This is a genomic window from Arthrobacter glycogeni (genome assembly GCF_054511155.1).
Map to the genome: position 1 here is coordinate 1 of NZ_JBTNDE010000010.1, position 20,025 is coordinate 20,025.

The window sequence follows — 20,025 nt, forward strand, 5'->3', positions numbered from 1 at the left end:
ACGCGGGCGACAGTTGCAATCATTGGCCCTTTTGGCTCGTCGGGACACCAGTGGGCGGTTCCTCATCATCGATCACGCCGATGCGGCCGCCTATTGCCTGCCCGGACGGCGTAACGAAATAGTGTTCACATCGTCAGCATTGGACGCCCTCGATGCGGATCAGCGGGCCGCAGTGCTCGCCCATGAGATGGCCCACCTGCGTGGGCGCCATCATCTGATCCTCGCCGCCGCGAACGCCCTCCACCGCGCTTTCCCTCGCGTCCCGGCGTTCCGGATCGCACGCATCGAATTACAACGTCTGGTTGAAATGGAAGCCGACGACCGCGCCGCACGCGGCAGCAGCCGGCTCACCGTGGCTACCGCCGTTGTCCAGCTGGCCGAAGCGCGCAGCACCCCTGCGGCGGCCCTGGGCGCAGGAGGCGCAAGCGCCCTGGCAAGGGTACGCCGGCTCACCACCCCAAGGGCGCCCCTTGGAGCCTTGCGCACAACATTTGCGCTGGCCACGGCCGCAGCGATGCTCGTACTGCCACTGACCGTAGCGGCGACACCGGCCGTTTCCAGTGCTTACGCTCAAACCTGCCCCACCGGGTTCCCCGCCTCCGCCTAGTCCGGATTCCAGCACGCCGCTCCCCGGCCGCCGGAACACGCTGATCGTTCCCCGGTCTTGGGACTACCAGTCTACTAACGTCTATAGTAGGCTGGGTATTGCAGGCATGAAGTCAATTCGAGGGGGGTGTAGGGAATGGGCGGATTTATGGACGACGGCATGATGGGCGGGACCATGTTCGGCGGGGGTATGTTCGGCGCGGCGGTGATCTGGTCGGTTGTGGTGGTACTGCCTTGGCTGTGACTGCGACAGTAGTAGTCCTGATTGCCCGTGCGAGTGGCGCCGGGCACCGGTCCAATCGCGCGCCGCTACCGCGCAGCAGGCCGGCGATATCCTGCGAACCCGCTATGCCAACGGTGGGATACACGTAGAGGAATACCGGCGCCGGATCGCCACCATAAATACGCCCACCTAGCCGTCCAGCGAACCAGCCCCTCATAGATAACCGATAATCGCCGGTAGAGAATCCGCAGGCTGACTGCACCCTTGCTTGTTACCCATAAATTTTGCACCTCTATGACCCACGTCCAGGGCAACCGCCCCGCGGCTTACAGATCTTTACGAGAAAGTGCTTACCCCTATGAATGATGATGCGATGGATATGACAGCCATGGAAACAGTGATACCGGGCTGGTTGACGCCGGTGTCCTGGATCTTTGTTGCGCTGGGAGTGATCAGTGCGGCGCTGGTGCTCTACGACATCTACGGTCGTCGCAACCGCCAGCCCAACGCCGCCATGGGCATCGTATGGCCGATCTCCGCGCTTTATCTGGGGCCGTTCGGTCTCTGGGCCTACAATCGGTGGGGCAAGACCCGCAGCAGCACACCGGAGGGCCCGGCGGCACAGTCCGAGAAGGATCTCCACGGCAAGGCGCTTACTGGAAGCACACCGGGCGGAGCCGCTGCAACCGTGGGACACTTCATCGGCGTTCCCCTCGTCGTCGCCAGCGGGCTGACCATCGCCGGAACAAACCTCTGGGTACTGATCATCGTGATCGCGCTACTTGCCATCGCTTTGTTATTTGTCTATGAGTATTTCTTCGCCTCCCGGGCCGGCCGCAGTTCCGCGGGGAAAAACGCCGGTGTTGCCCTGGTGACCGCCGCCATCACAGTCCTGGCCTTCGACATCGGCATGGGCGGGTGGATGCTCTTGATGCACTTCGGCAACTTCATGCCAGCACCCACCGACATCAACTTCTTCTTCCTCATGCAGATCGGACTAGTCCTTGGTTTCCTCACTGCCTACCCAGTAGTCCGAGGACTCATGCGGCGCCGCGTCAAAGTCGCCGCATAAGGACAACACGGCCGAAACACCAGTTCCATCGAACCGCCCAACTGCTTCGACTAATCCGCGAGGAAGGCGCGGTTCAAGAAATCGTTTCCGCCTTCTTAACTCCACCCTTGGTCAGGGCAGGCCAAACTCCTTGTTAACCGCGAGAGCCGATCTGCCCTGCTCGTTAGGTGGATCCCGGCAGTCATCTTCCGAGCACAGGAATCATGTTCTGTTCGACATCCGCTCTCTACTATGTTGTATAGTAGTCATGCGTGTGCGTTTGACGGTCTCGGCAAAAGCCTTTGTCCAGCCCGCGTGGGTTCTTGCAACTTGGGATCGCCCGTGGCGCACGAGAAAAGCCCTACCCGAAAAATTGATTCTGGGCCTGTGGCCCAGAGTCGACACCTATCAAAGGAAAGCGCATGTCGACCAACGTTATCCCCCTGGAAATGACAGCCATGGGACCACCAGCCCTGCCCGAGTGGCTCGCCCCAGTCGCTTGGTTCTTTATTGCCCTGGGAGTATTGTCGGCGGCCGTCGTTCTATACGACGTCTACGGTCGAGGCTTCCGTCAGCCCCACCGCCTGATGGAAGCCGTGTGGCCGATAACGGCTTTATACCTCGGACCCTTTGCCATATGGGCTTATCACCGGTGGGGCCGAACACGAAGCGACAAATGGCAGCGAAAGAACGGGACAGGCCCCGAACAGGGATTGTCGTCCAAGGCGCTAGTCGCCGGAAGCCCCGGTGGAGCGGCCGCGACCGTGGCGCACATTATCGGGGTTCCTCTGGTTCTTGCCAGCGGGCTGACTATTGGTGGTATAGCCCTGTGGGTGCTGATTATCGTAATTGCGCTGCTCGCCATAGCCCTCCTGTTCGTTTTTGAATTTTCTGCATCAAGGGTCACGAAAAAGGGTATGCCCGTTGGTAAAAGGACCTCTGCTGCTCTGCTGGCGGCGACCGTAACGGTACTGGCCTTCGATATTGGCATGGGCGGCTGGATGATTTTCCTGCACTACGGGATGTTCATGCCGGCACCTACGGAGGCAAGCTTCATTTTCCTTATGCAAATTGGCAACATCCTCGGATTCGCCACTGCCTACCCGGCCGTCCGTTGGCTGGTTCGACGGGGCCTCATCGGCCCATCCGCCTCCACCGGCGGCACGACATCACACGACGGAGAGCTGGTCGACTCCACAACGGGCAAACTCCCGGGATAGTCCAGCCATTCGGCCGGGGGCATCGTCTGTGGTCCCCGGCCGCAACGGCACTTTGCCAGGACAGCTACTAAGTCAACGCCGTCGTGAGGTAAAGCCTTACCCTGTCTTATTCCCGGCGAAAATGGGCCCAGACCTCACCCAGACCGGTGTTCGTCGGTGCTTTTGATGATGGTGCCCCAGGCATAGACCGCAACGCCGATCGTGATGAAGGCATCGGCAAGGTTGAAGGTAGGGAACCATCCGGTGTGCAGGTAGTCCACAACTCCGCGTCCGTCGAGGCGATCGATAAAGTTACCGATGGCTCCGCCGAGCAGCAATGCAGCACCTGCCAAGGATACTCTCGTCATGGCCGGGATCGTCTTGATGGCGTACCAGATCAGTGTTGTAATGATCAGGCCGGTTGCCGCGATCACGACCCACGAGGGCAGATCCGCGCCGAGGCTGAACGCGACTCCGGGGTTGTAGGACAATCGGATATTCACCACCCCAAGCTCTGTCGTTGTGTCGGTGGAGAGCAGCGCTTCGGCTAAGGCTTTGATCAGTAGATCCGTTGCGGCCAGAACTATTGCCGACAAAAGCAACACTGTCCTGGACCGCCGAGCCCGCAGGTTCGATGGGTGCGGATCGGTGCTCATGTGGTCGGTTCCAGAGCCAAGGTGGGCTGATTTGCTTGAAATGCGGTTTTGCGGCTGATCCGGCCCGCGCGGACGCCATTGCCGATCACGAGGATTTCGGCCAGTTCGTGTATCAGTACGACGGCGGCCAAGCCGAGGGCCCCGAAGAGTGCCAACGGAATCAAAGCCGCGATCAGCAGCAGGGATAGCACGACGTTCTGGAGCATGATGCCCCGGGTTCGGCGGGCATGGTCGAGCACCTGGGGCAGGTGGTTCAAGTCCTCGCCCATCAGGGCGATGTCGGCAGTTTCGATGGCGACGTCGGTACCCATGGCACCCATTGCGATGCCCGTGTCGGCGGTGGCCAACGCCGGGGCATCGTTGACGCCGTCACCGACCATCGCCGTCGGTTGCCTAGATTTGAGGGTGCGGATAATTTCGGCTTTATCCTCGGGGCGCAGGTCAGCATGCACCACGCTGATGCCGGCAGCTTCACCTAGGGCTTTGGCGGTAAGGATGTTATCGCCGGTCAGCATGACCGTGGTGTACCCGGATCTGGTCAACCGGGCGATGACAGCGGGGGCTTCTGGGCGCAGTTCATCACGCACGGCGATCGCCCCGATGACTTGCCCTGCTTCCTCGATGAGGACCGCGGTCGCGCCGGCCTTCTGCATCCGTTCGACGTCCGCGGCCAGCGAACCGGGATCGATCCACCCGGGCCGGCCGAGGCGGACATGATTGCCGTCAAGCGATCCTTCAATACCTGCGCCGGGGATCGTTTCCATGTCAGTGATGTCGGCGCGTTGATCCGTGGCTGCGAGAATCGCTCTCGCCAGCGGGTGTTCGCTGCGCGCCTCCAAGCCGGCCGCGAGGGCGAGTACCCGGTCGCGGGTCGCGTTGCCGGCGGTGGCCACGTCGATCACAGCTGGCTGGTTGCGGGTGAGGGTCCCGGTCTTGTCCACGGCAATGGTGCGGATCTTTCCCAGCGTTTCCAATGCGCCGCCACCCTTGATGAGGACGCCGATGCGGCTCGCAGCGCCCACGGACGCGACGACCGTGACGGGGACGGAGATGGCTAGCGCACAAGGCGATGCGGCGACGAGCACCACAAGGGCGCGTTCAAACCACAGCAGCGGTTCCCCGACGATGAACCCGTAAGCAATGATGAGGGCCGCGGCAATGAGGATGCCCGGAACGAGTTTGCTCGCGATGGCATCTGCCAGACGCTGACCCGGCCCTTTGCGGGACTGCTCGGCTTCAACGATGTGCACGATGCGGGCCAGTGAGTTGTCTTCGGCGCTATTAGTGACTTCGACCTCAAGGGGGCCGGTGCCGTTGATGGACCCGGCATAAACTTCGGATCCCGGTCCTGCCTCGACGGGCACGGACTCCCCGGTCAGAGCAGAGGTATCCAGCGAGGTACGGCCAGCAATGATCCTGCCGTCCGTGGCAAGCCGTTCACCGGGACGAACCACCATCACATCGCCCGGGACAAGTTCAACCGGGGCAACGATGGTTTCAACCCCGCCTCGCAGCACCCTGGCTTCGGAAGGGACAAGATCCAAAAGAGCGCGAAGGCCCCGTCGGGCCTTCACCAGCGAATACTCCTCAAGCCCTTCCGAAATCGCGTAGAGGAAGGCGAGCATGGCCGCTTCCTGGACCTCGCCAAGGGCGACCGCCCCGACCGCGGCGATGGTCATTAACGTGCCGGCCCCGATCTTGCCCTTCATCAGGCGACGGAGAGTGGAGGGAACGAACGTCCAGGCCGCAACTATTAGCGCGGTGATCTCCAGGGGAAGCGTCAGCCACTGGGGTCCGTCGGCCCAAGACATGATCCACGCCGCAAGCAGCAGGACCCCCGGAAAGCCCTGCCGCCCGGACTTCGGTGACCTGCCAGATACCGACGGCGCCCTCCACCTCGTCGACCTCCCCCACTCCAGCCTTCCCATCGCTGCAGCCGCAAGCATCACTCATCGTTCGTTCTCATTAGATAGGGAGGCAGCGGTGATACCAATACCGTAATTCGGGCAGAGGATGACTGCGTTGCCGGTAGCGGCGAGCAGAATCTCGGCCTGAGCGAGCATGTCCATCAGCTCCGGCCGCGACAGCGAGTAGTACACGCTGCGGCCCTGCACCCGGCCGCTAACGAGGCCACACTCGCGCAAGCACGCCATGTGCGCCGAGACCGTGGACTGCGCCAGACCCAGCTCCCCCGTCAAATCACCCACACGGACCTCTCCGTTAACCATCCGGGTCACAATGGCCAACCTAGTCGGATCGCCCAAAGAGTGGAACAACGCAGCAGCCGGTTCGAGTCGGCCGCACGTTTCTCCAGAAACCACTGAATTTATGATCGTCATAGAGCGATGGTATCGCAAATTCCTGCTAGTTTCGGCAGTGGCCATGGTGATTGGGAAGGAAGCTGGCCGAGTGAATGCCGGCATGTGAGTTGAGATGGTGGGGCAGGAGGTCATTAAGGGAATGACATGGTCAGTCGAAGTTTTGCAGCCCAATCGGCGCCGTCTGCAGCAAACATGACAGGGCATCGGAATGAATTCCGCGTTTAAAGGATCTGTTTGCTTTTAGGATTCTGTGTTAGGCACCGGCGGTGGGGGTGTGAAGCGGTTGAGTCGGGCCGAGTTGACGACGACGCTAATGCTGGACAGTGCCATCGCCGCTCCGGCAACCATTGGTGAGAGCAACGCGCCGGTAAGTGGGTAGAGCAGGCCGGCTGCGAGGGGGATTGCTGCTGTGTTGTAGCCGAACGCGAGGACGAGGTTTTGGCGGATGTTGCGCATGGTGGCTTTGGAGAGTGCGATCGTTTTTGTCAGCCCTGAGAGGTCCCCGGACATGAGGGTCACGTCAGCGGCTTCGATGGCGACGTCGGTTCCGGTTCCGATGGCTATGCCGACGTCGGCTTGGGCGAGGGCGGGGGCGTCATTGATGCCATCGCCGACCATGGCCACGAGTTTGCCTTCGTCTTGCAGGTTACGAATTTCGGCAGCCTTGTGTTCGGGCAACACTTCGGCCAGTACCCGGTCGATGCCTACCTGTCGGGCGACGGCGAGGGCTGTTGCCTGGTGGTCACCGGTGATCATGGCAACTTCCAGGCCCAGCCCGCGTAGGCCAGCGACCGCCGATTTCGAGCTTGGTTTGAGGGTGTCGGCGACGGCGATGACGCCGGCCGGCTGGCCGTCAATGGCCACGAACATGGGTGTCTTTCCCTCGCCCGCGAACTGTTCAACCGCTTCCAGGAGGTCGCCGGTGGGTATCCCCTCCTCACTGAGCAGGACCGCGTTGCCGATGAGGACCTGCCGGTGATCAACGGTGGCACGTATCCCTTTGCCGGTGATCGATTCGAATCCGGTCGCGGGAATCAGTACCGCACCGCTGTTACGGGCGCCTTCGGTGATCGCTGCAGCCAACGGGTGCTCGCTGTCCGCTTCGGCCGACCCTGCCAGGCGAAGGAGCTCGGCCTCGTTGATGCCAGCTGTGAACACGTTGGTGAGCGCGGGTTTGCCCTCGGTGAGGGTGCCCGTCTTATCCAGGACGACGGTGTGCAGTTTGTGGACTGTTTCCAAGGCAGCAGCGGTCTTGATCAGCACGCCTAGGGCTGCGCCTTTGCCGGTCGCGACCATGATCGACAGTGGTGTGGCTAGGCCCAGCGCGCAGGGGCAAGCGATGATCAGCACGCTCACGGCTGCCACGACGGCCAGCGGGAGCGAATCGGCGAGGACGAACCACAGGACGAACGTGGTGATCGCGATGAACACCACTGCTGGTACGAAATAACCCGACACGGTGTCCGCGAGGCGTTGGATGGGAGCCTTGGAACTTTGCGCTTCCTGCACCAGCTTGATGATCTGCGCCAGGGCGGTATCTGATCCGACCCGGGTGGCGCGCATGGTGAACGCGCCGGTTGTGTTGACGGTTGCCCCGATCACGGTATCCCCGGTGGTTTTGGTCACCGGGATGCTTTCTCCGGTGACCATCGATTCGTCGATGGTCGAGCTTCCGTCGACGATTTCACCATCGACAGGTAGTTTCTCTCCTGGGCGGACTCGGATGTCGTCACCGACGCGTACCTGCTCAACCGGTGTTTCTACTTCCTGCCCGTCCCGCAGGACGCGTGCCGTCGCGGGAGTCAGTGCGACGAGGGCGCGGATGGCGTCTCCCGTACCTGCCCGGGCGCGCGCTTCGACCAGCCGGCCCAGCAGGATGATCGTGATGATGAAAGCCACCACTTCGTAGTAGACGTCTCTGACGCCTTCCGGGAGGATCTGTGGGGCGAAGGTGGCAACCAGGCTGTAAAGGAAAGCAGCGGTGGTTCCCAGGGTGATCAGGCTGTTCATTTCAGCGGAACGGTTTGCCAATGCCCGCCATCCGATCCGGTGGATAGGCCAGCCGACGACCAGCATCACCGGCAGGGCAAGCATCAACTGGCTCACGGGGTTCTGCAAGATGCCAGGCACATACTGCTCGCCGACTAATTCGGAGACCATGACCGCGTACAACACTGGCAGGGTCAACACCGTCCCCAGGCCAACCCGCCATCGCAGGTCTTTCAGCTCGGCTCTACGAGCCTCGGCCTCTGCATCCTCAGTTGACGCCGAGCCTGGCTCGGGGCGCAGACGTGCGGGGAAGCCGGTTGAATCGGCGACCGCACGCTCGAGTGTGTCAATGTCGACCTGCTCGGCGTCATAGGTCAGGACAGCGCGCTCGGCGCCGAAGTTGACCACGGCAGACCCGACTCCCGTGAGGGACCGGAGTTTGGATTCACTGCGTTCAGTGTCGATGGGCAGGCTGCGCAGGGCTCCCGGCAGTATGAACTCGGCACGCAGGTAATGGTCTTGAAGCTCAAGTGTCGGCCCAACACCAACAGCCCTAGCTACTTTGCTGGCGCTGCTACCACTGTCCGATGTTCTGACCGCAGACCCGCCAGTGTCCGCGGAAGCCTTCCCCGAAGTAGAGGTGCCATCGGCCGGGGGAGCTTCAACGATGAGTCTGCCGTGCAGCATGTTCATGCCACACGCCCAGGGATACTCACCCGGCTCCTCAATCATCAGATCAACTGTTGTGGTAGCGAAAGCCGCCAGGGAAGCGCTCTGGCGCAGATCGGGGAAAACCACGCGACTAGTGCAGTCGCTGTTGTCCTGCCGGTCAAACCGTAGCTGAACAGGAACCCCTGCGGTGACCCGGATCAGATTCGGGGAGTACCCGCCGCGCACTGAAATGTCCACAATCTGCCTTCCGGCGCGGACCAGAGCCACCTCGGCCGTGCGCGGTGCAAAAAAATACCACGCCAGAAAACCGATTGCCAGAATACCTCCGGCAATCACTACTGCATCGACTACATCCATCAACACTTCTCCTGTTAGCTTTGCCTGTCATAAAGCCCCGGCACAACACCATCGAACACCTTGCTACTATGGAAGATAGTATCGCATGTAGCGACGAAAGGTAGAACGATCATGCAACCAAACACAGCGGGGCTAAACACCTCGACCAGAGTTGGCCAGATGGGGCTAGTACCGCGCCCAACACAGCGAGTCGCCCGCCTTGCGGGCGGTATCGCGGTCGCGTCGGTTGTCTTCCTCACTGGATGCGGGGCAGCCGATCCGTTGGCACAGCAGGCGGCGGCGGGGGACAATAAAAACTACATCGCAGGGGATGGCTCCGTCTCAGAATTTGCCGCCGAAGACCGCGAAGAACCAATATCACTCGAAGGAACTCTTCTCGACGGAAGCACAGTCAGCACCACAGACCTTCAGGACCAAGTGACTGTGCTCAACTTCTGGTATGCCGCCTGCGCGCCATGCCGCGTGGAAGCACCGGACCTAGAAGCGCTCCATCAGGAGTTCTCCGGCCGAGGCGTGCAGTTCTACGGCGTCAATATTCGAGATGAAGCACCCACAGCGACCTCGTTCGAACGAAACTTCGGCATCTCCTATCCGAGCATGCTCGATACCGACGGAAGCATCCTGTTGGGGCTGAGCGCACAAGTCCCCCCACAAGCGGTGCCAACCACTCTGGTACTGGATAAACAGGGGCGAATCTCCGCGCGGATACTCGGCATAGCGGAAAAAAGCACCCTCAAAGCGCTCATAGAAGCCGCGTCCGGCGAGCCGTAACCTGACCATCCCCGCTCCGGGACACGCAATGGCTGCGCCGAACCGGCTTCTGGAAGCCTCCAAACACACCGTCGACCGGCTGATGCGCGAGGAGAGCATGAACGGTCTGATCAGGGGTTCTAAGGCCCATACCACGGTCCCCGGCAAGGACGGCCGCCGCGCCGGGGATCTGCTGAATCGGGACTTCACAGCCCTCTGCGCGAACATGACGCGCTACTGCGCGAACACCGTCAACACTCCACGGAGCCAACCTTCCAAGAGGACTATTGCACTCACCGGCCCATGGTCGAGCGGTCCATCGCCTGGCTCTCCCGCGGCAACCGACGCGTTCGGCACCGGGGCATCAGCCGGAACAACGCACGGCTACAGCGACGGATCGCGGGACTAAGCCTGCGACGAATGCTGGCCCGCGGACTGACCGCGAAGCAGGGAACATGGAGCGCTGGGCCAATCCACCGCTCCAACCCGGTTCATCCATAAAACCACTCGATGACAGCCCAAATTCGAGGCAGAATGAACGCAAGCGGGCGGAGCGACCCCGTTGTCGCACCCAAAGCGCTGACCAGAACACGCCGCTAGACGGCCATTGATGGCGTTCCGATCTCACGATTACCTCGTTGTTCAGCAGCCTTCTAGCGGCGGCGGTCCAAGTGAAGCCGGGTCCACCTTTCTGAAGCCAACTCAGCCGTAAATGGCTCCGCCTCGGCGCTCAGCCGCAGCTCAGCTGGTGCTATCGAGGATCAGGCGCACCGCTTCCGTTGGTTGGTCCCAGTGCGGGAAGTGACCGCAGTTTTCAAACCAGTGGAGCGTTGCATCCGGGAACAGCTCGGTGGCCCGCGCCGCCTGACTGGGAACGGTGACCTTGTCCTTCCGCCCCCATCCAATAACCATTTTGCCCTTGAGCGAACCAGCAGGCGCGCCTTCCTGACGGGGTCCGTGAATCAGCGCGTTGAGGGCCGGGTCGAGACTGGTCGATGTTTTGAAACCGCGAAGCTCGTGCAGGACCAGATCTTGTGGCAGCTTCCAGGGACGGGCGGAGAACTGCGCCAACAGGGCCGTGCGGCCCACGGGATTGCCTGTGAGGAAGGGCAGTGCCGGTTGGATGCGGCGCACCAGTGCTACGGATGCCTTGATGCTTGCACCAAAGATGGCTGCCTGGCGGTCATTCCAAAATCCACCGGGGTCCAGTGCGACAGTCGTGCCAGCGTGCCCTCGACGTGCCATTTCCATCACCATCCGGGCGCCCATGGAGCTGCCTACCAGGTCAAGGTCGCCCAGTTCCGCCTCGCGGATAAAGGCTTCGACGGCATCGGTCAGCGTGGCAATGGTGGTTTCGCCGGTCAACGGCTCTGATTCGCCGCAACCGGGGAGGTCGACGGCGATGACATCGCGTTCAGCGGCCAGCGCCGGGATTATCGGGTTCCAGTTGCCAATACTGGAACCGAGCCCGTGGATCAGGAGGAGTGGCTTACCGGAGCCTTGCCGGGTTGAGTGCAGCATTGTTTCACTCTAACCCGGATTCTTCATCGCCCGTCTGATCGGCAGAGAATTCTGAGTGGGCCGCTGTTGGTCTGGTGCAGGTTGTCTTTGGGCATGACAGTGTGTCCTTTGGGTCGCTGGGTGGACGCCGGTTCCATTGGCCAATGGATTTCCCGCATTGGTGGTCGGCGGGTTTCCGACCGGTCGCCCGGCTGTCTTCGGGCCACCGGGGATTCTTGGGTCAGTCACGTGCTGCGAGGAACTGCTCGAGGGCGGGGAGGTCATCGGTGTTGATGTGATCGACACCAGCATCCGCCAATTCTGCCCAAACGGCTTCACGTGCCGCTCCGGGGAGGTCCGGGGTTGCCCAGAACCGGACGCGTGCGTCCCGTTCGTGGGCAGTAGCGACATAGGTCCGGAGTTTCTCGCGTTCAGCGGCCGGCATTTCGCCCACGCCCTGCCAGAGGAAAAGTTGATTCCAGTTGTTGCTGATCAACGGCATAAGATTCGCTGGCAACGCGGAAATCAGGTCGGTTGCGCGTCCGTCGTAGAAGCTCGCGCGTTGCTGGTCTGCCGCCATCGTTGCTAGGGGACGGTTGCCGCTCACGACGACGCTCACCGCGCCCTGTTTCACTTTTCCGTTGTTGAAGCGGGTGAGCATGGAGCGGTGCTTGTCGAGCTCGGCCTCAAGGGCCGCGTAGGTCTGCTCGGCATCACCTTTGATGTCGACCAGCAACTGGAACTCGCCGTCCCATCCCGGGTAGACGCTTCCGGCTTTCCCGTCGACCAGTTCATCGAGCGGGTCAAGGTAGAGGCTTTCGAGTGTCACTCCAGCAGTGACATCTTCGCGGTCATGAGCTACGAGGAGCTCGCCGTCAACGAGCCAGACATCAGCTTCGACACTGGTGAAACCGTGCTGGAGTGCATCGAACAGCGGACGGTCGTGCTCATAGTCGTTATGAGCGTGTGCCGCCTCGCGGGGCTGGCCGAGAGATACCTCCTCTGTTGTCTGGGCTGCGTTCGCCGGAATGGCTGTAGAGATGGCAAGGGACGAGCAGACGAACAGCAGAACGAACGGACGGGGCAAGGACATGGTCCTCAACTTTCTCAAGGGGGATGCTGGCCCTCTGACGCTAGGACGTTCAGGTGAGCATTAGGCTGACACACGCTGGCGCACAGGTGAACATCGCACGACGCCAGGTCAGGCGAGCATCGGGGCATCCATCGACCCGGACGACGCAACCAGGCGCGAATCGCCTGAACTCGTTGGCCGCCTTCGTTTATCGTAAGTCAGCTGGCTCGGTTTTTTTGAGACCGGGATAACCCCTTGTTCACTATTCGTTTACCGAAGGGATGGCTGAACGGTTGAAGAGGGATGTCTACGACTGCGAAGTTGGCGGAGAACCATCCGATTGGCTTTTAGCCTTTATAGGTGAGTTGCTGCGGTGATTTCGGACAGCGGATTTGGTGGTTTTCTCCACGCTGCCATGTCTGGCTGTTTATAACTGTAATGGACTTCGTTGGGCCGGCGATGGGTATGTTTCGGTGGCACGGCATGACGCCGATAGTCCATTTGTTCTGTCAAGAAGCTACCTTGTTCGGTGACACCACCACGGCGCTTCTAAAGGCTCGCCTTGTTCCTGCGGTTCGGTCGCACACAGGTGGCGTTCAGCCCACGGCTTACCCACCGGAAACAACGAGCCGGGTCGAAAGGCGATGATCAGTCGGAATCACTCAAGGGGCGTTATTACTGGGGATTTATGGGGTGGTGGAATCCACCGGAAACTGACAAAAGACAGGGATTGCTAATCCGTTTGTCCTGGATTCAAGCCCCATCAGCCCTACCCCTGCGAAGTCCCCGGAACAATGCGTTCCGGGGACTTCGTTGTTTCGCCTGATCCCGCGTCGGTCATTGGCAACGAAGTTACTCATGGGTAACGTAGTCCCAAGAACCGCTGGACTACGTAAAGGACACCCGCATGAGCAAGCCGGTCATCGATGTAAACAACCTCCCGTACGCCGACGGCGACTTCTACTCCTACGAAGCACTACTCAGCCAGAAGGAACGAGACCGGCTCGAAGAGATTCGCCAGTTCCTGAAAGCCGAAGTCAAGCCTCATGCCACGGGTTGGTGGAACGCCTCAACGTTCCCCAAAGACCTCATCCCCAAGCTTGCCGAACTGGATATAATGAGCCCGGTCCGCCGTCAGGGCTTCTCCAATCTGTTCGCCGGTCTGATGCACGCCGAGTTCACCCGCGCCGATACCTCAATCGCAACATTCATTGGGGTCCATGATGGTCTGTTTACCGGGTCGATCGAAGAACTTGCCTCGCAGGAGCAGCAGGAAGCCTGGCTCCCAGACATCTACTCGATGAAAAAGATCGGCGCGTTCGGACTAACCGAGCCTCTCGGCGGATCCGACGTGGCCGGCGGCACCCGCACCACGGCCCGCCGCGACGGCGATAGCTGGATCATCAATGGAGCCAAACGATGGATCGGAAACGCCACCTTCTCGGACTGGGTCGTCATCTACGCCCGTGATCTCGAGGACAACCAGGTCAAAGGCTTCATGGTGGACACCGGTCTCAAGGGTTACCACGCCACCAAGATCGAAAACAAGATTGCGCTGCGCACCGTCGAGAACGCCGATATCACCCTCGACAACGTAGTGGTCCACGACGACTTCCACCTTAAAGGGGCCAACAGCTTCAAGGACACCAACAAAGTGCTGAAGGTTACCAGGCTCTCGGTCGGCTGGCAGGCGGTAGGTCAGCAGCTCGCAGCATTCGATGTGGCGCGTCGCTACACAGTGGAGCGGTACCAGTTTGGGCGCCCGCTCGCCTCCTTCCAGCTCGTCCAGCAGCAACTCGTCGAGATGCTAGGTAATACTGTTAGCTCAATGGGGATGATGGTCCGTCTGGCGCAGCTGGAAGACGATGGGCTTGCTAAGGACGAGCAGTCGGCCATGGCTAAGGCCTTCACCACGGCACGAATGCGCAAGACAGTTGCCATGGGCCGCAGCCTGCTCGGCGGAAACGGAATTGTCACTGACTACGAAATGGCCAAGATCTTCTCCGACGCGGAGGCCGTGTACTCCTATGAGGGCACTCACGAGATCAACACCCTGGTGACAGGACGAGCCATCACGGGTATCGCCGCATTCGTCTAAGCCCATGCGTATCGTTTGACTCACGGGCCGTGCAGGGGGAGAAGCACCGACGGGCGGCGGTCAACGACAAAGTCGAGCGGATTCACGTAAACGCCATCCCGTCGGACCCCCCAGTGCAGGCAGGTCGTCGGGCAGTGCGTCCCGGCGGCTTCCGGACCTGAGGTGCGCAGATCGGCGGCGTCCGGTTCGGGGCCTCGCAGCTCAGACGCAAGGGTGCCGACCGTTTGGCCCTTGTGAACCACCTCCCCGCGCTGCAGGCGGGCAACTACTGGCTCGAAACTGCTCAGTAGCCCGCCGCCGTGGTCCACGGTGACCACCGGCCGGTCCACCACCCACCCAGTGAAGACCACCCGACCCGGCGCAGGGCTGCGGATGTCGACGGTCCCGGTGGCTGGGAGATCGACGCCTCGATGGCCTGCCAGCCACCGCTGGGCCGGTGGTTCAAAGGGTCTCAGCACCCTCGGTGTGGGGGAGAGCGGCCAGGTCCACGTTGGCTCGGCCGTGATGCCCGGGCCCGTGCGAACCGCACCGGCACCAGCGGACCCGGTGGCCAGCACCAGCAAGGCGCTAGCCACGAGCACCACGAGAGCGGCGGCCCTGCTCCGAACTGAACCATGAATTTGGCCTGGGCTCGTGACCTGGCCGGATCCCTTATTCCAGTCGGTGCTTCTGACCAGGGTGGAACCCTTGCCTGGGGCGGGGCCCCTGCCCCCGATTTTGCCCCCGCGCCGGACTCGGTTTCGAATGCTGCTCTTCGACATGGTTCAAGTGTTCGCCGGCCGGCCCTGCATTGGGGGTGTGGGGCTGCTATGTGGATAAGTGCAGTTATGCCTCCGGTCCCGGCTGACGACCGCCCTGTAGTACACTCGATACAGCAGTCTGCTGCGATGCCGCGCGCCTTCCGCAAGATCTTCGGAGAGTGGCAGCTCGTCGTGACTGACTACGCGTATCTTTTCCCTTTGCGGCCCTGCGGGTCGCAAAGGGCATGGCTCCAACGGTCCGGAAAATCTTCCGGTGATGGACTCCATGGGCGAAGGCCAACTGGTACCAGGAGTGACGTTCATCCCGAACGGAACACTAGCAACCGTCAACAGGCAGAAACGGCGCCACGCGCCCTGCCGATAGAAAGGAACGACATGCCAGTCGTTACCATGCGCCAACTGCTCGACAGCGGCGTACATTTTGGCCACCAGACCCGTCGCTGGAACCCGAAGATGAAGCGTTTCATCTTCACCGAGCGCAACGGCATCTACATCATCGACCTCCAGCAGTCACTGTCCTACATTGACCGCGCCTACGAGTTCATCAAGGCCACCGTCGCACACGGCGGCACGGTGCTTTTCGTTGGCACGAAGAAGCAGGCACAGGAAGCCATCGCCGAGCAGGCGACCCGCGTGGGCCAGCCCTACGTCAACCAGCGCTGGCTCGGTGGCATGCTCACCAACTTCCAGACCGTGTCCAAGCGCATCCAGCGCATGAAGGAACTTGAGGAAATCGACTTCGACGATGTGGCCGGATCCGGGCACACCAAGAAGGAGCTCCTCCTCCTGCGCCGCGAACTCACCAAACTGGAAACCAACCTCGGTGGTATCCGCAACCTGACCAAGGCCCCTTCGGTCGTGTGGATCGTTGACACGAAGAAGGAACACCTGGCCATTGACGAAGCCAAGAAGCTCGGCATCCCCGTCGTCGCGATCCTCGACACCAACTGTGATCCTGACGAGGTTGACTTCCCGATCCCCGGCAACGACGACGCCATCCGCGCCGTTCACCTGCTGACCCGCGTGGTTGCAGATGCCGTTGCAGAGGGCCTGATCGCCCGTCACAACCGCTCCGGCGGAAACGACGCCGACGCCGCGACCGAGCCAATGGCCGAGTGGGAGCGCGAACTGCTGGGCGACAGCGCCGCAGACGCCGCCCCAGCGGCAGACGCCGCGCCAGCGGCAGACGCCGCGCCAGCAGTTGAGGAAGCTGCACCTGCAGAGGCCGCCGCTGAGGAAGCCGCACCTGAAGCAGCAGCAACTCCAGCAGCCGAGGAAGCACCAGCAGCCGACGACAGCAAGTAACCGGATGAGGGGGTGCGGGTGTCTCACCTGCGCCCCCTTCTCTATCTGCCCAGGCGTCAGAGCCTGCAGGCACCACCCTTCTTGGACACAACATACTTAGGAGTTCACATGGCGAACTACACCGCCGCTGATATCAAGGCCCTCCGCGAGCGCACTGGCGCTGGCATGATGGACGTGAAAAAAGCCCTCGACGAGGCCGACGGCGACGCCGGCAAGGCGATGGAGCTCATCCGCATCAAGGGTTTGAAGGGTGCAACGAAGCGCGAGGGCCGTTCAACCGCTGAGGGCCTCGTAGCAGCCAAGGTCGACGGCAACGTCGGCGTCATGGTCGAGGTCAACTGCGAGACCGACTTCGTCGCCAAGGCAGGCCCGTTTGTCGAATTCTCCAACAAGGTCCTTGCCGCAGCGATCGAGTCCGGCGCCAACGACGTCGACACCCTCCTCGCCTACACGGTTGACGGCAAGCCCGTCTCCGAGCATGTCATCGAGGCCGGCGCCCTGCTGGGCGAAAAGGTGGCTATCCGCCGTCTCGCACGCATCGAGGGCAGCATCGTCGATGCTTACCTGCACAAGACGTCCAAGGACCTTCCGGCCCAGGTTGGTGTGCTTTTCGCTGTTGAGGGTGAGGGCGACGCCGCCAAGGAAGCCACCCACGACATCGCAGTCCACATCGCTGCCTACTCGCCGACCTACCTCGTCCGTGACGAAGTACCGGCGGAACTTGTCGAGACGGAACGTCGCATCGCCGACGAGACCGCGCGCGCCGAAGGCAAGCCTGAGGCAGCATTGACCAAGATCGTTGAAGGGCGTCTGACGGGCTTCTTCAAGGAGGGCGTACTCGTCGACCAGGCATTCGCCAAGGACGCCAAGAAGTCGGTGGCCCAGGTGTTGGCTGAGGCCAACTCCACGCCGACCGCATTCGCCCGGTTCCGGGTTGGAGCCTAGGTCAGTTAGGCACAGCAGGCAGTTGGACAAAGGGGTGGTTACCACGGTGATCACCCCTTTTTCCTGCCCCATGGGACAAGCCAGACGGCACCGCAACGTATTCTTTTAGCAACGAACCCCGCAACCGCCCTTGGAGGCACAATGGATAACTCTGATTTGGGCACGCATGGCCAGGAAAGCCAACGACGTCGGGTGCTTCTGAAGCTCTCCGGCGAAGTCTTCGGCGGTGGCAAGCTCGGCGTCGACCCGGAGACGGTCCGCTCGGTAGCGAAGCAGATCGCCGCGACGGTCGGTCAGGTGGAAGTTGCCATCGTCGTTGGCGGCGGTAACTTCTTCCGGGGAGCCGAACTTTCGCAGAGCGGCATGGACCGGTCCCGCGCCGACTACATGGGCATGCTCGGCACCGTCATGAACTGCCTGGCCTTGCAGGACTTCCTGGAGCAGGCGGGTGTCGAAACCCGGGTACAGAGCGCCATCACGATGGGGCAGGTCGCCGAGGCCTACATCCCGCGCCGCGCCATCCGCCACCTCGAGAAGGGCCGCGTCGTCATCTTCGGCGCCGGGGCGGGGCTCCCCTACTTCTCCACCGACACGGTCGCGGCGCAGCGGGCCCTCGAAGTGCACGCTGACCTGGTGCTGATGGCCAAGAGCGGTGTCGACGGCGTTTATACCGCCGACCCGCATAAGGATCCCACAGCGAAGAAGCTTGAGACGCTTTCCTACGATGATGCGTTGCGCCAGGACATCCGGGTCATGGACCAGACAGCCATGACCATGTGCAAGGACAATGACCTGTCGATGGTCGTCTTCGGCATGGAGGGCGAGGGCAACGTCACCCGGGCGATCCTCGGCGAAAAGATCGGGACCATCGTCACCACCTAGGCGGACTCCGCCGGTTTGCCCCAGCGGGGCGGCCCGCGTGAACTAGGATTGGAAATCGAACCGGACGACGCGCCGCTGCACCTCAGCGGGCGCACTGCTTAGGAGTTACAGTGATCGACGAAACATTGCTAGAGGCCACCCAGAAAATGGATAAGGCGGTGGAGGCCGCGAAGGAAGATTTCGCCACCATCCGCACCGGACGTGCCAACGCTTCGCTGTTCTCCAAGGTCATGGTCAACTACTACGGCGCTCCAACGCCGCTCCAGCAGTTGGCGTCCTTCCAGAACCCTGAGGCGCGTACCCTCCTGATCACACCCTTCGACCGGGCGGCGCTGAACGACATTGAACGGGCCTTGCGGGACTCCGACCTAGGCGCCAATCCATCAAACGATGGCAACATTATCCGGGTGGTCCTTCCGGAGCTGACCGAGGAACGCCGCAAAGAATACGTCAAGCTGGTCAAGACGAAAGCCGAAGACGCCAAGATTGCCATCCGCAACATCCGCCGCAAGGCGAAAGACGGCATTGATAAGGCAGTCAAGGACGGCGGCGCCGGCGAAGACGAGGGATCGCGAGGCGAAAAAGACCTCGACGCCCGCACCAAATCGCACACAGACACGATCGACGAGCTGCTCAAGCGCAAGGAAACCGAGCTGCTCGAGGTCTGATGAGCGACACCCACCACTCTGCTAACACCGGCGCCCAGCCAGCGGCCAGCGTGGACGCCGTGGTGAGGGGGCGGCGCGCCCAGCAGGCTCCCGGCACCCGGCAGCTCCGCCGCAGGTCCGGGCGGAAGACCCGTGGCACGCCGAAGGGCCCATCCCGGGCAGGAAGAAACCTGCCAGCGGCAATCGCCGTGGGAGTCGCGCTCCTCGGGTCGGTGCTGGGCGGGATCCTCTACCTGCCCATTGCCTTCGTGGCGATTTCCACAGCCTTTGCACTGCTCGGCGTTTGGGAAGTTTCCCGGGCGCTCGAGGTGCGACAGATTCGGCTTCCCCTGGTACCCGCCATCGTTGCGACGATTGCGCTGCCGTTTGCTGCCTACCTCGGCGGCCCCGAGGCCCTGGCCTACGCCGTCGTCCTATCCACCACCGCCCTGGCCTTATGGCGCAGTGTCGATCCGGCACCGGATGCAGCGAGATCCATCACGGCTGGCATTTTCGTTGTGCTCTGGATACCACTGTTGCTCAGCTTCGCCATGTTGTTGTTGCGGGAACCTTCGGGCAAGCTGCTGGTGGCGACGCTGCTTCTTCTGGTGGTCGCTAACGACACCTTCGGCTATCTGATCGGAGCGTTCTTCGGGAAGCACGCCATGGCGCCGAAGATCAGCCCGAAGAAGTCATGGGAGGGGTTCGCCGGTTCAGTGGGCGGCGCCGTGCTGGTGGGAACCGTTGCAGCGGTGTTCCTCCTGGAGCGGCCCTGGTGGTTTGGCCTCGTCCTGGCAGTGGCCACCGTCTCCGCCGCGACCGCCGGGGACCTCGCCGAGTCAATGATCAAACGTGAACTGGGCGTCAAGGACATGGGCAATATTCTGCCGGGGCACGGCGGCATGATGGACCGGCTCGACTCCATTGTCTTCGCCTCCCCGGTTGCGTTCGTGCTGTCAGTTACATTGGTACCGGGATTCCTCTAGCCCCG

General features: G+C 61.8%; 17 protein-coding genes and 1 pseudogene. 11 read left to right on the top strand and 7 right to left on the bottom strand.

All coding sequences use genetic code 11. The annotated features are described in order from the left end of the window. The 3 genes from ACX80O_RS08340 to ACX80O_RS08350 all read left to right on the top strand — a co-directional run. Positions 1 to 607, top strand: a 607-nt coding sequence (locus ACX80O_RS08340) for a M56 family metallopeptidase (RefSeq protein WP_459333156.1), incomplete at its 5' end; no start/stop codon positions are given. Positions 608 to 1,217: 610 nt separating this feature from the next. Further along, positions 1,218 to 1,901, top strand: a complete 684-nt coding sequence (locus ACX80O_RS08345) for a DUF4396 domain-containing protein (RefSeq protein WP_459333157.1) — start codon at positions 1,218 to 1,220, stop codon at positions 1,899 to 1,901. Positions 1,902 to 2,302: 401 nt separating this feature from the next. Next, positions 2,303 to 3,100 carry a DUF4396 domain-containing protein gene (locus ACX80O_RS08350; RefSeq protein ID WP_459333158.1) on the top strand — a complete coding sequence of 266 codons (798 nt, stop codon included), beginning with the start codon at positions 2,303 to 2,305 and terminating at the stop codon, positions 3,098 to 3,100. A gap of 134 nt (positions 3,101 to 3,234) precedes the next feature. Here the strand turns inward: ACX80O_RS08350 and lspA are convergent, their stop codons facing one another. From lspA to ACX80O_RS08370, 4 genes and pseudogenes are all read right to left on the bottom strand, one after another. Beyond that, positions 3,235 to 3,735, bottom strand: a complete 501-nt coding sequence (gene lspA / locus ACX80O_RS08355) for a signal peptidase II (RefSeq protein WP_459333159.1) — start codon at positions 3,733 to 3,735, stop codon at positions 3,235 to 3,237. Beyond that, positions 3,732 to 5,688, bottom strand: a pseudogene (locus ACX80O_RS08360) (heavy metal translocating P-type ATPase). The gene lspA and the pseudogene ACX80O_RS08360 overlap by 4 nt, the downstream one beginning before the upstream one ends. Beyond that, positions 5,685 to 6,074 carry an ArsR/SmtB family transcription factor gene (locus ACX80O_RS08365; protein WP_459333160.1) on the bottom strand — a complete coding sequence of 130 codons (390 nt, stop codon included), beginning with the start codon at positions 6,072 to 6,074 and terminating at the stop codon, positions 5,685 to 5,687. Before ACX80O_RS08365 ends, ACX80O_RS08360 begins: the two are co-directional and overlap by 4 nt. Positions 6,075 to 6,296: 222 nt before the next feature. Further along, a complete protein-coding gene (locus ACX80O_RS08370) occupies positions 6,297 to 9,074 on the bottom strand; it encodes a heavy metal translocating P-type ATPase (RefSeq protein ID WP_459333161.1) in 2,778 nt (925 codons plus the stop codon). A gap of 261 nt (positions 9,075 to 9,335) precedes the next feature. Here ACX80O_RS08370 and ACX80O_RS08375 point away from each other — a divergent pair, with 261 nt between their 5' ends. Together ACX80O_RS08375 and ACX80O_RS08380 are read left to right on the top strand one after the other, a co-directional pair. Beyond that, the gene (locus ACX80O_RS08375) at positions 9,336 to 9,845 is read left to right on the top strand and encodes a TlpA family protein disulfide reductase (RefSeq protein WP_459333162.1); all 510 of its coding nucleotides are present in this window, start codon (positions 9,336 to 9,338) and stop codon (positions 9,843 to 9,845) included. Positions 9,846 to 10,061: 216 nt separating this feature from the next. Continuing rightward, complete coding sequence (locus ACX80O_RS08380) at positions 10,062 to 10,325, top strand: transposase (RefSeq protein WP_459333230.1); 264 nt, start codon at positions 10,062 to 10,064, stop codon at positions 10,323 to 10,325. Positions 10,326 to 10,565: 240 nt separating this feature from the next. Here ACX80O_RS08380 and ACX80O_RS08385 read toward each other — a convergent pair whose 3' ends face one another. Together ACX80O_RS08385 and ACX80O_RS08390 are read right to left on the bottom strand one after the other, a co-directional pair. Beyond that, entirely contained in the window at positions 10,566 to 11,345 is a 780-nt protein-coding gene (locus tag ACX80O_RS08385) for an alpha/beta fold hydrolase (RefSeq protein WP_459333163.1), read from the bottom strand. Positions 11,346 to 11,565: 220 nt separating this feature from the next. Then, complete coding sequence (locus ACX80O_RS08390) at positions 11,566 to 12,417, bottom strand: phosphatidylinositol-specific phospholipase C/glycerophosphodiester phosphodiesterase family protein (protein ID WP_459333164.1); 852 nt, start codon at positions 12,415 to 12,417, stop codon at positions 11,566 to 11,568. Between the two features lie 886 nt (positions 12,418 to 13,303). Between ACX80O_RS08390 and ACX80O_RS08395 the strand changes: the two genes are divergently transcribed. Next, positions 13,304 to 14,494, top strand: coding sequence for an acyl-CoA dehydrogenase family protein (locus ACX80O_RS08395; protein WP_459333165.1), 1,191 nt, complete (start codon positions 13,304 to 13,306; stop codon positions 14,492 to 14,494). A gap of 20 nt (positions 14,495 to 14,514) precedes the next feature. Here ACX80O_RS08395 and ACX80O_RS08400 read toward each other — a convergent pair whose 3' ends face one another. Continuing rightward, positions 14,515 to 15,255, bottom strand: a complete 741-nt coding sequence (locus tag ACX80O_RS08400) for a M23 family metallopeptidase (RefSeq protein WP_459333166.1) — start codon at positions 15,253 to 15,255, stop codon at positions 14,515 to 14,517. Between the two features lie 375 nt (positions 15,256 to 15,630). Here ACX80O_RS08400 and rpsB point away from each other — a divergent pair, with 375 nt between their 5' ends. The 5 genes from rpsB to ACX80O_RS08425 all read left to right on the top strand — a co-directional run bounded on the left by rpsB (position 15,631) and on the right by ACX80O_RS08425 (position 20,020). After that, on the top strand, positions 15,631 to 16,560 hold the full coding sequence (gene rpsB, locus ACX80O_RS08405) for a 30S ribosomal protein S2 (RefSeq protein ID WP_459333167.1): 930 nt from the start codon (positions 15,631 to 15,633) through the stop codon (positions 16,558 to 16,560). Positions 16,561 to 16,668: 108 nt separating this feature from the next. Further along, positions 16,669 to 17,505, top strand: coding sequence for a translation elongation factor Ts (gene tsf / locus ACX80O_RS08410; protein WP_459308020.1), 837 nt, complete (start codon positions 16,669 to 16,671; stop codon positions 17,503 to 17,505). Positions 17,506 to 17,646: 141 nt separating this feature from the next. After that, positions 17,647 to 18,387, top strand: coding sequence for a UMP kinase (gene pyrH, locus ACX80O_RS08415; protein ID WP_459333168.1), 741 nt, complete (start codon positions 17,647 to 17,649; stop codon positions 18,385 to 18,387). A 110-nt stretch (positions 18,388 to 18,497) separates the two neighbouring features. Beyond that, positions 18,498 to 19,055 carry a ribosome recycling factor gene (gene frr, locus ACX80O_RS08420; protein ID WP_459308018.1) on the top strand — a complete coding sequence of 186 codons (558 nt, stop codon included), beginning with the start codon at positions 18,498 to 18,500 and terminating at the stop codon, positions 19,053 to 19,055. Continuing rightward, positions 19,055 to 20,020, top strand: a complete 966-nt coding sequence (locus ACX80O_RS08425) for a phosphatidate cytidylyltransferase (protein WP_459333169.1) — start codon at positions 19,055 to 19,057, stop codon at positions 20,018 to 20,020. The genes frr and ACX80O_RS08425 overlap by 1 nt, the downstream gene beginning before the upstream one ends. Positions 20,021 to 20,025 lie beyond the last annotated feature (5 nt).

Coding starts and splice junctions, on each gene's coding strand:
- ACX80O_RS08345 (WP_459333157.1), top strand. CDS start 1,218: ATGGAAACAGTGATACCGGGCTGGTTGACGCCGGTGTCCTGGATCTTT.
- ACX80O_RS08350 (WP_459333158.1), top strand. CDS start 2,303: ATGTCGACCAACGTTATCCCCCTGGAAATGACAGCCATGGGACCACCA.
- lspA (WP_459333159.1), bottom strand. CDS start 3,735: ATGAGCACCGATCCGCACCCATCGAACCTGCGGGCTCGGCGGTCCAGG.
- ACX80O_RS08365 (WP_459333160.1), bottom strand. CDS start 6,074: ATGACGATCATAAATTCAGTGGTTTCTGGAGAAACGTGCGGCCGACTC.
- ACX80O_RS08370 (WP_459333161.1), bottom strand. CDS start 9,074: ATGGATGTAGTCGATGCAGTAGTGATTGCCGGAGGTATTCTGGCAATC.
- ACX80O_RS08385 (WP_459333163.1), bottom strand. CDS start 11,345: ATGCTGCACTCAACCCGGCAAGGCTCCGGTAAGCCACTCCTCCTGATC.
- ACX80O_RS08390 (WP_459333164.1), bottom strand. CDS start 12,417: ATGTCCTTGCCCCGTCCGTTCGTTCTGCTGTTCGTCTGCTCGTCCCTT.
- ACX80O_RS08395 (WP_459333165.1), top strand. CDS start 13,304: ATGAGCAAGCCGGTCATCGATGTAAACAACCTCCCGTACGCCGACGGC.
- ACX80O_RS08400 (WP_459333166.1), bottom strand. CDS start 15,255: ATGTCGAAGAGCAGCATTCGAAACCGAGTCCGGCGCGGGGGCAAAATC.
- rpsB (WP_459333167.1), top strand. CDS start 15,631: ATGCCAGTCGTTACCATGCGCCAACTGCTCGACAGCGGCGTACATTTT.
- tsf (WP_459308020.1), top strand. CDS start 16,669: ATGGCGAACTACACCGCCGCTGATATCAAGGCCCTCCGCGAGCGCACT.
- pyrH (WP_459333168.1), top strand. CDS start 17,647: ATGGATAACTCTGATTTGGGCACGCATGGCCAGGAAAGCCAACGACGT.
- ACX80O_RS08425 (WP_459333169.1), top strand. CDS start 19,055: ATGAGCGACACCCACCACTCTGCTAACACCGGCGCCCAGCCAGCGGCC.